Annotated in this window: 15 protein-coding genes; 5 read left to right on the forward strand and 10 right to left on the reverse strand. The window is 62.3% G+C overall.

Translation table 11 applies throughout. The features are described from left to right. The 3 genes from ACI3KW_RS22560 to ACI3KW_RS22570 all read right to left on the reverse strand — a co-directional run. The coding region (locus ACI3KW_RS22560) for an AAA family ATPase (RefSeq protein WP_404849944.1) at positions 1 to 1146 on the reverse strand (1146 nt) is incomplete at its 3' end. A 57-nt stretch (positions 1147 to 1203) separates the two neighbouring features. Then, positions 1204 to 2001, reverse strand: coding sequence for a thioredoxin domain-containing protein (locus ACI3KW_RS22565; RefSeq protein WP_404849945.1), 798 nt, complete (start codon positions 1999 to 2001; stop codon positions 1204 to 1206). A gap of 88 nt (positions 2002 to 2089) precedes the next feature. Then, positions 2090 to 2617: a DUF721 domain-containing protein gene (locus tag ACI3KW_RS22570; protein WP_404849946.1), complete on the reverse strand. Its 528-nt coding sequence runs from the start codon at positions 2615 to 2617 to the stop codon at positions 2090 to 2092. Between the two features lie 80 nt (positions 2618 to 2697). On the opposite strand from ACI3KW_RS22570, the gene ACI3KW_RS22575 reads away from it, so the two are divergent. Beyond that, positions 2698 to 3750, forward strand: a complete 1053-nt coding sequence (locus tag ACI3KW_RS22575; protein ID WP_404849947.1) for an A/G-specific adenine glycosylase — start codon at positions 2698 to 2700, stop codon at positions 3748 to 3750. A 62-nt stretch (positions 3751 to 3812) separates the two neighbouring features. Here ACI3KW_RS22575 and ACI3KW_RS22580 read toward each other — a convergent pair whose 3' ends face one another. Further along, positions 3813 to 4544 (reverse strand): helix-turn-helix transcriptional regulator, encoded by a 732-nt coding sequence (locus tag ACI3KW_RS22580; RefSeq protein ID WP_404849948.1) that lies wholly within the window; start codon positions 4542 to 4544, stop codon positions 3813 to 3815. A 74-nt stretch (positions 4545 to 4618) separates the two neighbouring features. On the opposite strand from ACI3KW_RS22580, the gene ACI3KW_RS22585 reads away from it, so the two are divergent. Continuing rightward, a complete protein-coding gene (locus ACI3KW_RS22585; protein ID WP_404849949.1) occupies positions 4619 to 5041 on the forward strand; it encodes a VOC family protein in 423 nt (140 codons plus the stop codon). Positions 5042 to 5120: 79 nt separating this feature from the next. Here the strand turns inward: ACI3KW_RS22585 and ACI3KW_RS22590 are convergent, their stop codons facing one another. The 3 genes from ACI3KW_RS22590 to ACI3KW_RS22600 all read right to left on the reverse strand — a co-directional run bounded on the left by ACI3KW_RS22590 (position 5121) and on the right by ACI3KW_RS22600 (position 7515). Then, positions 5121 to 6254, reverse strand: coding sequence for a site-specific DNA-methyltransferase (locus ACI3KW_RS22590; protein ID WP_404849950.1), 1134 nt, complete (start codon positions 6252 to 6254; stop codon positions 5121 to 5123). Positions 6255 to 6346: 92 nt separating this feature from the next. Next, positions 6347 to 7030, reverse strand: coding sequence for a ribonuclease HII (locus ACI3KW_RS22595; protein WP_404849951.1), 684 nt, complete (start codon positions 7028 to 7030; stop codon positions 6347 to 6349). Further along, positions 7027 to 7515, reverse strand: a complete 489-nt coding sequence (locus tag ACI3KW_RS22600) for a DUF4180 domain-containing protein (RefSeq protein WP_404849952.1) — start codon at positions 7513 to 7515, stop codon at positions 7027 to 7029. The genes ACI3KW_RS22595 and ACI3KW_RS22600 overlap by 4 nt, the downstream gene beginning before the upstream one ends. Here ACI3KW_RS22600 and ACI3KW_RS22605 point away from each other — a divergent pair. Continuing rightward, a complete protein-coding gene (locus ACI3KW_RS22605) occupies positions 7514 to 8077 on the forward strand; it encodes a hypothetical protein (protein ID WP_404849953.1) in 564 nt (187 codons plus the stop codon). The two genes, ACI3KW_RS22600 and ACI3KW_RS22605, sit on opposite strands and share 2 nt — an antisense overlap. Here the strand turns inward: ACI3KW_RS22605 and ACI3KW_RS22610 are convergent. Continuing rightward, positions 8074 to 8517 (reverse strand): Lrp/AsnC family transcriptional regulator, encoded by a 444-nt coding sequence (locus tag ACI3KW_RS22610; RefSeq protein WP_404849954.1) that lies wholly within the window; start codon positions 8515 to 8517, stop codon positions 8074 to 8076. The two genes, ACI3KW_RS22605 and ACI3KW_RS22610, sit on opposite strands and share 4 nt — an antisense overlap. A gap of 128 nt (positions 8518 to 8645) precedes the next feature. On the opposite strand from ACI3KW_RS22610, the gene ACI3KW_RS22615 reads away from it, so the two are divergent. After that, positions 8646 to 9536: a DMT family transporter gene (locus ACI3KW_RS22615; protein WP_404849955.1), complete on the forward strand. Its 891-nt coding sequence runs from the start codon at positions 8646 to 8648 to the stop codon at positions 9534 to 9536. A gap of 15 nt (positions 9537 to 9551) precedes the next feature. On the opposite strand, the gene ACI3KW_RS22620 is transcribed toward ACI3KW_RS22615, so the two are convergent. Further along, entirely contained in the window at positions 9552 to 10433 is an 882-nt protein-coding gene (locus ACI3KW_RS22620) for a phosphotransferase family protein (RefSeq protein ID WP_404849956.1), read from the reverse strand. A 131-nt stretch (positions 10434 to 10564) separates the two neighbouring features. Here ACI3KW_RS22620 and ACI3KW_RS22625 point away from each other — a divergent pair, with 131 nt between their 5' ends. After that, the gene (locus ACI3KW_RS22625; RefSeq protein WP_404849957.1) at positions 10565 to 11248 is read left to right on the forward strand and encodes an HAD family hydrolase; all 684 of its coding nucleotides are present in this window, start codon (positions 10565 to 10567) and stop codon (positions 11246 to 11248) included. Here the strand turns inward: ACI3KW_RS22625 and ACI3KW_RS22630 are convergent. After that, positions 11245 to 12393, reverse strand: coding sequence for a PA0069 family radical SAM protein (locus ACI3KW_RS22630; RefSeq protein WP_404849958.1), 1149 nt, complete (start codon positions 12391 to 12393; stop codon positions 11245 to 11247). The genes ACI3KW_RS22625 and ACI3KW_RS22630 overlap by 4 nt on opposite strands. Between the last annotated feature and the right edge of the window lie 307 nt (positions 12394 to 12700).

The raw sequence follows: 12700 nt of genomic DNA on the forward strand, positions 1-12700 counted from the left end.
CGCTTCGGCGGCGCTCACCGCCGCGCTTGCCGCTTCTGCTTCGCCGCGGGCGCGGTCGAAATCGGCCTGTGCCGCCTCACCCTCTTCGGCCAGCTGCACCAATTCTTCTTCATAGGCGGCGAGCGTGACTTCGCTTTCTTCCACCAACAGGCGCTCGCGCTCGCCGTCGGCGGCGAGTTGGCGGATACGGTCTTCCAGTTCGGCGCGGCGGCTGCTGGCGCGGCGGGCTTCTTCGGCCAATTGCTCGTTCAGAATCGTATAGCGCTGCAGCACCGCCCCGGTCACCGCCTCGCGGTCGCGCAAGGGCTGTAGTGCGGCATCGGCCGCTTCCAATACCTTTTGCGCCTGCAATTCGAGATGGGTCGCATCGGCCAATTCGCGGATCAGCACGGCCTGCTGCGCCTCGGTGTCCTTCTCGGCAAAGCGCGCGGCAACCCAGCGGATGTGGAACAGCGTGGCTTCGGCCCGGCGAATGTCGCCCGAAAGCGAGCGATAGCGATTGGCCAGTCGCGCCTGGCGCTTGAGCGTTTCGAGCTGGGTATCGACCTGCCCGATAATGTCGTCGACGCGCTCAAGATTGCTTTCCGCCGCGCGCAGACGCAGTTCGGCCTCATGGCGGCGCGAATGCAGCCCGGAAATACCGGCGGCTTCTTCGAGTAATGCCCGGCGCGCGGTTGGCTTGGCGGCGATCAATTCGCCGATCTGGCCCTGTCGCACCATGGCGGGCGAATGGGCGCCCGTGGAGGCGTCGGCGAAAAGCAATTGCACGTCGCGGGCGCGCACTTCCTTGCCATTGACGCGATAGACCGAGCCGGCCTCCCGCTCGATCCGGCGGGTGACTTCAAGCACATCGGCATTGTTGAGAGCGGCGGGCGCGGTGCGGTCGGCATTGTCGAGTACGAGTGTGACTTCGGCCGTATTGCGTGCCGGCCGATTGCCCGAGCCCGAAAAGATCACATCGTCCATGCCCGAGGCGCGCATGGCCTTGTATGAGCTTTCGCCCATGACCCAGCGCATAGCTTCCACGAGATTGGATTTGCCGCAGCCATTGGGGCCGACAATGCCGGTCAGCCCCGGCTCCATCACGAGCACGGTTTCATCGCTGAACGATTTGAAGCCATGCAGCTTGAGGCGGGAGAATTTCATGGCTGGCCCGCCCAAAGGGCGACCTCCCCCGCTAGGGGGAGGCGTAGCTTAAGGCCGTTACTGCGCAGGGGTAACCGGTGTAGCCGTTTCAGCTGCGGGAGCAGCCGGAGCCATCGTGTCGGTTGCAGCGGGAGCTGCGGGTGCGGCAGGCGTTGCTGCCGGTGCGGCGGCAGGGGCCGTTGCAGCCGGCTCGGTCGGCACAAAATCGGCAGGCACCAGCGGATCGATTTCAGCAGCGAGCTGCTCGAGCGTCTTGTCACCGGTGAGCGTCTTGCCATTGACATAGAAGGTCGGGGTGCCCTGCAGACCGAAGTCATTGAGCGCCTGATCGCGCATGGCTTCCATCCCGGTGAACAGCGCCTGATTCGTCAAGGCAGCGTCGAAGGTTTCCTGGGTAAAGCCGAGCTGCTTGGCGATTTCGAGGATTTTGTCGCGCGGAGCTTCCGAGGCCGCCCAATCGTTCTGGGTCTTGAAATAGGTCGCCAGCACATTGTGGTAATTGGTCGGGCCGGCAGCCTCGGCCAGCATGAACACGGCCGCATCCAGCACATTGCGCACGAAGGGGCGGGTGATCAGCTTGACCTTGCCGGTATTGACATAGGCGCTGACGAATTCGGGCAGCACGGTATTGGCGAAAGTCGCGCAATGCGGGCAGGTGGGCGAAGCATATTCAATGACAGTGACCGGAGCGGTGTCGCTGCCTTGCACGTGGTCGGTCATGCCGCCAGCGGGCGCCATCAGCTTGGCCTGATCAACCACGTCGCCTTCCGCGGCATTGGCCGTGGCGACGCCGCAAAGGCTTAGCGCCGACGCAGCGGCGGCAAGGATTAGGGTGTCACGGCGGGTAAATTTCACTTCGGGCGCTCCTTTTATGGTGTGCGCGACACTACACGGGCACAAGGTGTCGGCAAGTGGGCACATTCATCACTAGCGGGTGAACGCACTATTTGCCATTTCGCTCCGATCTGCTGGAGAGCGCGAGGCCTAATGCCCGCAACGCTTCCCGCAGACCGTCATCTTCTATATTGGCCACCTGGGCCCCGACCTTTGCTTGCACGCTCTGGCTCGGTTGAATGGGTTTTTGCTCTTTGGCCCCTGAACCGGGGGTGAACGGCTCGGCCGAGAGCCGGATCTGGCCCACCAGCACATAGCCGAAATAGCGATTGACCGCCGCCGCAATGGTCTGCCCCTCATGGGCAATGGCCAGCGCATGGCCCGGCGCGCAGCGCAGATAAAGCGTCGCCCCCTCCGCGCTCCGCTCCCCGCGCGGCCAGGCCAGCTTGTCGGGAATAGCCACCTTGTCATAGGGCCGCGGCGCCATCGCCCCCCAATGGGTAATAATGTCCCGGCTTGCAAAGCCGCGCTTTTTCAGCACCGGATCCAGCGCGCCAGCAATCGCATCCGCCAGCGCCACCGAGCGATTGCGGCGCTTGGGCTCCATCTCGGCTTTAGGTTTGCTGTCTTCACTCATCGGCCCAGCTTTAGCATTTGCGTTGGTGTGGCGGTAGGTTCGGGCTTGCACGAAATCCCGCCTTCCCCCAAATCTGCGCCATGCATCAGCCTAACCCCGCCCCCATCGACGCCGCCGCAGTTCTCGCCTGGTATGACAACCATGCCCGCAGCCTGCCCTGGCGCATCTCCCCGGCCGATCGGGCCAGGGGCATGGCGCCCGATCCCTATCGGGTCTGGCTCAGCGAGGTCATGCTGCAGCAAACCACCGTTGCCGCGGTCAAAACCTATTTTCTGCGCTTCACCAGCCTCTGGCCCACAGTTTTCGATCTGGCTGCTGCTCCGCTCGACGCCGTGCTCAAGGAATGGGCCGGCCTTGGCTATTACGCCCGCGCCAGAAATCTGCATGCCTGCGCCCAGGCCGTGGTCAACCAGCATGGCGGCAAATTCCCCACCACTTCGGTGGCCCTGCAAACGCTGCCGGGCGTCGGCGCCTATACCAGCGCTTCCATCGCCGCCATCTGCTTTGATGAACAGATCGCCGTGCTCGACGGCAATCTCGACCGCGTTCTCGCCCGCTATTACGCGCTGCCCGTCCCGGTGCGCGACGCCAAGGAAGAATTGCGCTCAGCCCTGCAGGCATCCGTGCCGAACAGGGCAGGGGATTTTGCCCAGGCCATGATGGATCTGGGAGCCACGATCTGCGCGCCGCGCACGGCCATCTGCATGCTCTGCCCGATCCAGCCCGGCTGCATCGCGACGAAAACTGCCGACCCCACGCTCTATCCGCTCAAAGCCGCCAAGGCCGAACGGCCGGTGCGCAAGGGCCACGCCTTCGTGATGACCGACCCCGCTGGCGACGTGTACCTGCAAACCCGCCCTGACAAGGGGCTGCTCGCCAAAATGACCGAGGTGCCAACCTCCGACTGGGCGGCGGATCTGCCGGAGGTCGCCTATCCGGTTGAAGGGGATTGGCACCATCGCGGCCAGGTCATCCACGTCTTCACCCATTTCCGCCTCGAACTCGAAATCTGGTCCGCGGCGGTCGCTCCAACGGGATTGGATAAAGGCTGGTGGGCCGAACCCAAGGCGCTCAAGGGCGAAGCGCTGCCGACATTGTTCAGGAAGGTGCTGGCGGCGGCTGGGCTGGAATAGCGGCACCAACCTCGTGGTTCGACATGAGGCCTATTAGAAGCCCAATGACCTACCCGTAGACCTCATGGTGAGCTTGTCGAACCACGAGGCCGTGGCACCACGTCCTCATTTTCCCGCGCCCGCAACTCCGCCAGATAATCGCGCAGAAGGGTCGCGCGTCTTGGTCGGAAGCTGCTGCCTGCGCGCTCCAGCGCAAGGATACGCTCCAGGCGAAACATCCGGAATGCTTCGCGCAGGCGGCACCAGGCCAGCAGGGTCAACGCCCGGTCGGTGTAGACGACGGCCAAGGGCAGGATGGTACGCTCGGTAACGCCGTGTCCCTTGTCCGCATAGCGGATCGTTAGCGCCTCTTCCTGCCAGCAAGCCTGCCGGATCGTGTCCATATACGGCGGTGGTGCATAGCGCGCATCGGGCCGATAGACTTGGGAGATGGCGTGGAACAGATGCTGTTCGCGGTCATCTGGCAGCGTGGCCGCGACCTTTGCCAGCACCGAAATAGCCGCCTTGGCCAGCGCCGGGTCGCCCATATGCTGCACCTCGGTCAGGCCCAGCGCGATCGCCTCGATTTCCGTGCGATCAAAGCTCTGCGGGGGCAGCGCATAATCTTCGATCAGCCGGTAGCCGTAGCCCCGCTCGCCTTCGATCCGCGCCCCTGCCGCCCGCAGGCTGTCGATGTCGCGATACAGCGAACGCAATGAGACGTCCATTTCCTCCGCCAGCCGAGCAGCGGTGATAGGCGCGGGCATGACCCGCATTGCCTGAAGCAGGTGAAAAAGCCGGTCGGATCGAGCCATCGTTCAACTGTCGAAAACTGTCAGTTGGGCGCGTTTATACCTGCTCCATCAGTTCAGCCAAATAGGAACCCGTTATGACCATAAACGCCACGACCCATCTCAATTTCCGCGGCGATGCCCGCGCGGCTCTGACCTTCTATCACGCCGTCTTTGGCGGGGATCAGGCCCTGCTCACCTACCGGGACGCCAATGCGGTGCAGAACCCGGCCGAGGCCGATCAGATTATGTGGGGCCAAGTGGCAGCCGAAAACGGCTTCCGGGTCATGGCCTATGACGTGCCTTCGCGCCTTGGCTGGAATCCAGGCGAAGTCTCGTTTTTCCTTTCGGTGCGAGGCAATGACGCCGATGAAATCTCTGCCTATTGGGAGAGGCTTGCCGAAGGTGCGACGATCATCCAACCGCTGGCGCCGGCCGGCTGGTCCCCGCTCTATGGCATGCTGAAGGACAAGTTCGGCGTGACCTGGGTGCTCGATATCGAAGTGGCCTACGCGGCCTGATCGGCGATCATCAAACAAAAAGGCCGCCGGGGCAAACCGGCGGCCAGGAGTAGAGCCTGAGAGTGATTGGAGGTCAGGATCAGGCGGAAATCAAATCAAGTTTTTGTCGGATGTCGGTGCGCAGATCGTCGATCGGCACGCTGCGGCCGTCATTGATATGGTGCCAGAATGTCCACCCGTTGCAGGACTCGGCGCCTTGCACCAGCGCCCCCACCTTGTGGATGGAGCCCTGATGCGTGCCCGAGACCAGTGAGCCGTCTGCGCGAACCATGGCGGAGTAACGGCGCCCCGAGTCGAAAAGTTGCGCACCCGGTTCGATCACGCCCTGCTCGACCAGCGAGCCGAAGGGAATGCGAGTTTCCTTGCGCTTGGGCGTCACCGATTGCAGCGCCTCGAACACGCCGGGGCGGATACTGGCGATGCGCTGCAGGGCGGCATTGATATAACTCTGCTCGCGCTCGATGCCGATAAAGTGGCGGCCCAGCTTGCGGGCCACCGCGCCCGTCGTGCCGGTACCAAAGAACGGATCGAGCACGATATCGCCCGGCTTGGTGGTGGCGTTCAAAATGCGGAACAGCAGGGCTTCCGGCTTTTGCGTCGGATGCACCTTGCCGTCGTCTTCGTCCTTGAGGCGTTCGGCTCCGGTGCAGATGGGAAATAGCCAATCGCTGCGCATCTGCGTATCGTCATTGGCCAGCTTCAGCGCTTCGTAATTGAAGGTCACCCGGCTTTTCTGGCTGCGCGCCGCCCAGATCAGCGTTTCATGCGCATTGGTAAAGCGCGTGCCGCGGAAATTGGGCATGGGATTGGCCTTGCGCCAGATCACGTCGTTCAGCATCCAATAGTCGAGGTCCTGCAGGGCAGTCCCGACCCGGAAAATATTGTGGTAACTGCCGATGACCCACAAAGCACCATCGGGCTTGAGCAGCCGTCGCGCGGCTTTGAGCCAGGCGCGGGTAAACTGGTCGTAATGGGCAAAGCTCTCGAACTTGTCCCAGTCATCATCCACCGCATCTACCTTGGACTGGTCGGGGCGGGTAAGGCCCTGCTCCAGCTGCAGGTTATATGGTGGGTCGGCAAAAATCAGGTCAACCGAGCCGGCCGGCAGGGCATTCATGTGGTCGATGCAATCACCCACAAGGATGGTATCGATGGGGAGGCGTTTTGCCTCCTCCGCAGCGGCTACAGGAGCCGTACGCGCGGTACGCAACATACACTTAACCCTAACGCAGTACTAACGCGTCCTTTGTAGCGCCGCAGGAGTTAAAAGAGCGTTCGTAATGGGTTAGCGGGGAGTTAAGAGGGCTAGTTTGCCACCGTGAGCCGCAGCCGCGCCTCGGCCACCGGGGCAAACTCGGCGCGGTGGTGCCGGCAGGGGCCATGGGCCGTCAGCGCCCGCAAATGCTGGGGCGTGCCATAGCCCTTGTGCCCGGCAAAACCAAAATCAGGCGCGTCGCAATCCATGATCGCGCACATCCGGTCGCGCGTGACCTTGGCGACGATCGAGGCTGCCGCGATCGAAACGCTGCGCCCGTCGCCGCCGATCAGCGCGGTGCCGTCGCAGGGCAGGCCCATGGGCACATCGCGTCCATCCACCAGCACCCGATCCACCGCCACGCCCAGGCTGTTGACCGCCCGCGCCATGGCCCACAGCGTGGCCCCGCGAATATTGCGGCTCAAGATGATTGAGGGCGGGGCCACCACCACCGCGACATGCGCCGAGGCGACGATCAGCGCGAACAACGCCTCACGCTGCTCCTCGCTCAGCTTCTTGGAATCATTGAGCCCATCGGGAATGCGGTCCGGGTCCAGCACCACGGCCGAAACCACCACCGGCCCGGCCAGCGGCCCGCGCCCGGCCTCGTCTACCCCGGCGACGAAACGCGCCCCGCGCGCCTGCATGGCGCGTTCGTGGGAGTAGTCGGGAATAATCTGGAGCGGCGAATCGATCAACATGGCGCCAGCATCGCCGGGCTCTTGCTCGATCACAAGCGTTCCAGCAGCGCCTGCCGGTCTGGCACAAACATGTGATGACCAATGCGATTGGTTTCCACCACGAATGCCGCCAGCGCCTCGCTGCCCGCGACATCAGCCGAAATATCGCCCACCACCACCAACCGGCAGTTATAATTCTGCAGCTTCTGAATGAAGGCGCCCGCTATGCCGCTTCGCAACTGCAAGAAATCCGGCAGGAGCCGAGTTACCGGAATGACGATCACGCTGGCATCGGTGCCATAGGTCTCGCTCAGAATGTCCAGGGCATCGGCTTCCGTGCCCAGGAGCGGACCTTCATTGGCAAGTTCGAAGGCCACGAGACCATTGATATTGCTCGTCGCTGTCACGATTTCTCCTTTACCAACAAATATATACGGCGTCAGTTCTAGTCGGATTTCTGCTACGTTCAACGCGGGGCAGGGGAGTGAGAAGCCATTGCGCTTGGTATTGATGCAGTCATTGTTCAGTCTGGCGGCCATGGCGCTGGCACTTTTCACGCTGCCCGCCGCCGCCGAACCATTCCATCATCCCTCCGGCGAATGGCGCGAATATAACAATGACTGGCTGGCCTCATGCCCCGACAAGATCGACGAGGATGCCCCCACCTATTACGGCTATTCCTGCTTTGCCAGCACGGGCAGCCAGGAGCTCAATAGCGCGGGCCTGCCCGCCTGGAAGCTGACCCTGATCCACAACCGGCTCACCGGCGATGTCGATGTCGCCTTCACCGGCGCGGCCGACGGCACCGAAGTGGACACGAGCCGCCCGATCAGCATCGAATTCACCGGCGTCATGCCGCAGAATTTCGATTTCGCCAGCGATCTGGAGACCCGCTTCAACACCAGCAATCAATGGTTTGTAGCCGACGAGTTCCGCCGCGACGCATTGATCGCGCAGATGAAGATGCGCAACGCGGTCATTCTGCACGTCCCACTTACTATTGCCGACGAGCCCGTGCGCAAAGTGCGGTTGTCGCTGCGTGGCGTGCTGGCCTCGCTCGATTTCATGTCGAGCTATGCGCGGCGCGTGTCGCAATATTAGACCAGTCCCAAGGGCGGCAGCCGGCGTTTGACCGGCTGTGCCTTCACGATTGCCGTGCTGGTCTCGGCTTTGTCGGCAATCTGGTCCAAAATCCCGTCCAATTGCTCGATCGACCGCAATTGCAGCCGCGCGACAAAGCAATCATCGCCCGTAACCTTGTCGCATTCGGTGATCTGGGGAATGTCTTCGATCAGCTTTTGCACGATATGCAGCTTCCCCGGCAGCGGCTTGATCCGCACGATGGCCTGGAGCGAATAGCCAAGCGCCTTGGAGTCGAGATCGAGGGTAAATCCCCTTATCACGCCGCGCTCCTCCAGCCGTTTCAGCCGCTCCGACACGCTGGGTGATGACAGCTCCACCCGCTGCGCCAATTCCTTGATTGACAGGCGGGCATCCTGCGACAGGGCCTCGATGATGCTTCGGTCGATATCGTCGATCATTTTCGCTTTCCGAGGTAAATCGAAAGATCCGCCGAATAATATAAAGCAGAAGTCGCATCTGCCTTTCAAGCCCTATGGAAGCGCGCCCCGCGCGGCGTTATCTTCCATTCTGACAATGAGGGCAGAGCATGAGCACCACACGCGGCACTATAGAGATGACGGCGGCCATGGCCATTTCGGGCACGATTGGCGCTTTCGTGGTGTTTTCCAATCAGCCGCTGATCGATGTGGTGTTCTGGCGCTGTGCTTTCGGCGCGGTGCCCTTGCTCATGGCCTGCGCGGCGCTGGGCCTGTTCCGGCGCGACATCATCAACCCGCGCCAATTCCTGCTGGCTGTGCTGGGCGGCGTCGCTATCGTGGCTAATTGGCTGCTGCTCTTCGCCGCCTACCCGCTGGCGTCCATCTCCATCGCTACGGCGGTCTATAATACCCAGCCCTTCATGCTGGTGGCCTTTGGCGTGTTGTTTCTCGGCGAGCGGCTCACCGCTCACAAGCTGGGTTGGCTCGCCATCGCCTTTGCCGGCGTGGTGCTGATCGCCAATGGCAAGACCGGTGGCGGCGGCAGCGATTATCTCGGCGGTATCCTGCTCTCGCTCGGCGCGGCGTTTTTCTACGCCATCGCTGCTTTGGTCACCAAACAGCTCAAAGGTGTGCCGCCCCATCTGATCGCGCTGATCCAGGTCGGTGTCGGCATGCTCATGGCCGCGCGCTTTTCCGGGTTTTCGAGCCTACCCACCAGCCTCGCCACCTGGGGGAGCCTGGCCGCCATCGGCGTGGTCCACACCGGGCTGGTCTATATCCTGCTCTATGGCGCCATCCAGAAATTGCCCACGCCGCTGATCGGTGCGCTCTCCTTCATTTATCCGGTCGTGGCGATCCTTGTCGATTTCATCGTCTTCGGCCACCGACTCGGCGCCTGGCAATTGCTCGGCGCCGCCGCCATCCTCATTGCTGCGGCAGCCATGACTTTGGGCTGGGAGCCGTTTGCTAAGGCTCGGCTGCGAACCGACACAAACTAAAAACCGTTTGCACCCTCAGACCTGCGCCGCCCAAGCCTCAACGGCTTCGATCATCATTGCATGCATCTCGGGATTGTTGGCTTCCCGCGCCAGCTCCCACAATCGATGCGCACCCGTGATCAGATGGATGCGTTCGCGGTCGAGCTGTTTGCCCGTCTCAATCTCGTAGCGGCGTACGATCCGCTCAGTCAGGTCGGCCGACACAAAACTCGAATAAGTGAATTCCTCATGCAGCGAGCCAAACCCGGAATCGGCGAAGTCATAGAGACCAGTGAGCGTGGCACTGGCATGGTCGAATGCCATGTTCCAGCCATGTCCATCGAAGAACCCATAGGTTTGTCCGTAGGGATCCGGCGTTAGGGTCGCCCAGTTGGTCAGTGTCTGCTCCACCAGCGGCCGAAGATGATCCGGCAATATCGGTAACGCGCCAGCCGCAATTGCGTCCGCGGGTGCGATGGCCTCGATTGGGCCCGCGCCTGCCGTTCGCAGTGGCGCCGGATCAATGGCATGCAATTGCGTATAAAACAGACCGAGCTTGTCTGCCAGCCGCTCGCGGTCGCGCTCGCTCAACTGCTTGTACTGCTTGGTCAGCAGATGTTCGCCCGCCAGCTTGGCATGGCGCGAATAGAGCCGCGGTGCGTGATGAAGCGTCAGCTCTGGCACCGGCATGTCGACTGCCGGCCGGATGACCTCTAGCAGCCGCGCCTCCCTCATCAGCGCCTCTTCCGCGCGTGCCTCGCGCGGAAACTTGAAAATCAGGCGGTCATCGACATCCACCGCCACACTGTCCCAGCCTTCGGTGAGCAGGCTGAAGCGTCCGCCGCTTGTCTCGGGATGGCGCGTGACGATGATGTCACGCAATTGGTCAAGGCTGAGGGGCGCAGCGGCAATCGGCATGGCAGGCTCATCGAAAAATCACTCGAACGTCCAGACTAATCGACATTCCGCCGGGCCGGCAAATCTGCAGGCGATTGACGAAGCCGCCGAATTGCTGTGCTTTCCCGCATCAGCCAGTTTCTGGATTATCCATGACCATCAAGCCCGCCGCCGCCCTGCTCTTTGATATCGACGGCACGTTGGCCGATACCGATCCGCTGCATCTGGAAGCATTCAATCGCACCTTTGCGCCCTACGGTGAGCATTTCGACAAGGCGCGTTTCGCCTTGGAACTGCAGGGTCTGGCCAATGAGGCCATCGCGCGTCGCTTCGTGCCGCATCTGTCGCCCAAGGCGGGAATGGAGGTGATGCGCGGCAAGGAGGCGATGTTCCGCGAGCTGGCTCGCTCGGACATTCATGCGGTGCCGGGCCTGATGGAATTGCTGGACCGCGCCGACGCTATGGGCCTGCCTATGGCCGCAGTCACCAATGCCCCGCGCGCTAATGCCGATCTCATTCTCGATAGCCTGGGCATTCGCCACCGCTTCAAGGCGCTGGTGATTGGCGAGGAACTGGCCCATGGCAAACCGCATCCCTTGCCCTATCTCGAAGGCCTGCGCCTGCTCGGCGCGCAGCCCGAGCATTCCATCGCCTTCGAGGATTCCCGCACCGGCATCGCTTCGGCCACTGCGGCAGGGCTGTCTACCGTGGGTATTCGCACCAGCCTTGGTCATGACGCCGTGATAGCCGCCGGCGCCAGCACCAGCGCCGCCAGCTATGCCGATCCGGCTTTGCTCGATTTTATCCTGGGGCGCGTGGCCGCCGTCGCGGCCTAGAACAGGCTCATCTGCTTGTCTTCGAGCTTGGGGGCGACGAACAGGTCCGTCCGCAAGCCCGGCAGCTTCACGTCCAACCCATAGCGTTCCCGTGCCTTGTCGAGGCGCTGGCGCAACAGCGTGGCATAGGGGCCTTCGCCCGTCATGCGGGTGCCCCAACGCGAATCGTAGTCCTTGCCGCCACGCGTATCGCGCACCAGCGCCAGCACATGCCGCACTCGGTCGGGGAAATGGCGCAGCAGCCATTCGCGGAAAATGTCGCGCACTTCTCCGGGCAGCCGCAGCAGGACCATCGAGGCGCTCTTGGCCCCTTGTGCCGCCGCCGCGTCGAGAATCCGCTCCAGCTCCATATCATTGATCGCCGGGATCATCGGGGAGGCAAACACCGCCACCGGCACGCCCGCTTCGCTGAGCAAGCGGATCGCTTCCAGCCGGCGGGCAGGGGAGGAGGCGCGCGGCTCCATCTTGCGGCTGAGCTTGTGGTCCATCGTGGTCATGGAAATGGCGACCTTGACCAGGTTGAGCTTGGCCAGCTCGGTCAGGATATCGAGATCGCGCACGATCAGCGCCGATTTGGTGGTGATCATCACCGGATGTCGGGTTTCCAGCATCACTTCGAGGATACCCCGCGTCAGCTTATGCTTGCGCTCGGACAGCTGATAGGGATCGGTATTGGTGCCCATGGCGATCGGCTTGGGCTTGTAATTCCGCGCGCCCAGTTCGGACCGCAGCGCTTCCACCGCATTGGTCTTCACATAGATATCGCGCTCGAATTCGATCCCCGCCGAATGCCCCAAAAAGGCATGCGTCGGCCGCGCGAAGCAATAGGAACAGCCATGCTCGCAACCGCGATAGGCGTTGATCGAACGCTCGAATCCGATATCGGGGCTGTCATTGGTCGTGATGATGGTCTTGGCGCGTTCCATATGCTCGATGGTCTCGAAGGCCGGCATCGGCTCGGTGCTGCTCCAGCCATCATCGAACCCCTCGCGCACCTGCTTTTCGAACCGCCCGCTGCGATTGGACTGCGCGCCACGCCCGCGATTGCGGCTGGGATCGACCAGTTCGCGCCGTGCCAGATCGGCGTCGCGACTGCGGCTCAGCTTTTCCAGGGCTTCGAAAGACGGGGCCTGATAGAGGGCCATCACTGCTCTCCTTGCGCGCCGACTGCTCGAATCGTCGCTTGAGTTAACGTGCGGTAACACATAGCAGTTGCACGTGAACAAAACAAGAACCAGCCGGACGATAGCCACGTTCTTCCCACGGGGATAGCTGGCTTGCACGCATGTGGGTGGACAGCTTTGCCATGCTGGCCTAAACCACGCGGCCTGCGTTCGAACGAGCAGTTCGCGCATGCAACTTAAGCGTTCGATTTAGTATTGACCTGGCGCTGCGCGCAGATTACTAAAGCATCGACTTTACTATTTTGCGGCTGCTGACACAGCCTGTCAC

It is taken from the genome of Devosia sp. ZW T5_3, from assembly GCF_044987315.1.
Classification (GTDB): Bacteria; Pseudomonadota; Alphaproteobacteria; order Rhizobiales; family Devosiaceae; genus Devosia.

Coding starts and splice junctions, on each gene's coding strand:
- ACI3KW_RS22570 (WP_404849946.1), bottom strand. CDS start 2,617: ATGAGTGAAGACAGCAAACCTAAAGCCGAGATGGAGCCCAAGCGCCGC.
- ACI3KW_RS22575 (WP_404849947.1), top strand. CDS start 2,698: ATGCATCAGCCTAACCCCGCCCCCATCGACGCCGCCGCAGTTCTCGCC.
- ACI3KW_RS22580 (WP_404849948.1), bottom strand. CDS start 4,544: ATGGCTCGATCCGACCGGCTTTTTCACCTGCTTCAGGCAATGCGGGTC.
- ACI3KW_RS22585 (WP_404849949.1), top strand. CDS start 4,619: ATGACCATAAACGCCACGACCCATCTCAATTTCCGCGGCGATGCCCGC.
- ACI3KW_RS22590 (WP_404849950.1), bottom strand. CDS start 6,254: ATGTTGCGTACCGCGCGTACGGCTCCTGTAGCCGCTGCGGAGGAGGCA.
- ACI3KW_RS22605 (WP_404849953.1), top strand. CDS start 7,514: ATGGCGCTGGCACTTTTCACGCTGCCCGCCGCCGCCGAACCATTCCAT.
- ACI3KW_RS22600 (WP_404849952.1), bottom strand. CDS start 7,515: ATGGCCGCCAGACTGAACAATGACTGCATCAATACCAAGCGCAATGGC.
- ACI3KW_RS22610 (WP_404849954.1), bottom strand. CDS start 8,517: ATGATCGACGATATCGACCGAAGCATCATCGAGGCCCTGTCGCAGGAT.
- ACI3KW_RS22615 (WP_404849955.1), top strand. CDS start 8,646: ATGAGCACCACACGCGGCACTATAGAGATGACGGCGGCCATGGCCATT.
- ACI3KW_RS22620 (WP_404849956.1), bottom strand. CDS start 10,433: ATGCCGATTGCCGCTGCGCCCCTCAGCCTTGACCAATTGCGTGACATC.
- ACI3KW_RS22625 (WP_404849957.1), top strand. CDS start 10,565: ATGACCATCAAGCCCGCCGCCGCCCTGCTCTTTGATATCGACGGCACG.
- ACI3KW_RS22630 (WP_404849958.1), bottom strand. CDS start 12,393: ATGGCCCTCTATCAGGCCCCGTCTTTCGAAGCCCTGGAAAAGCTGAGC.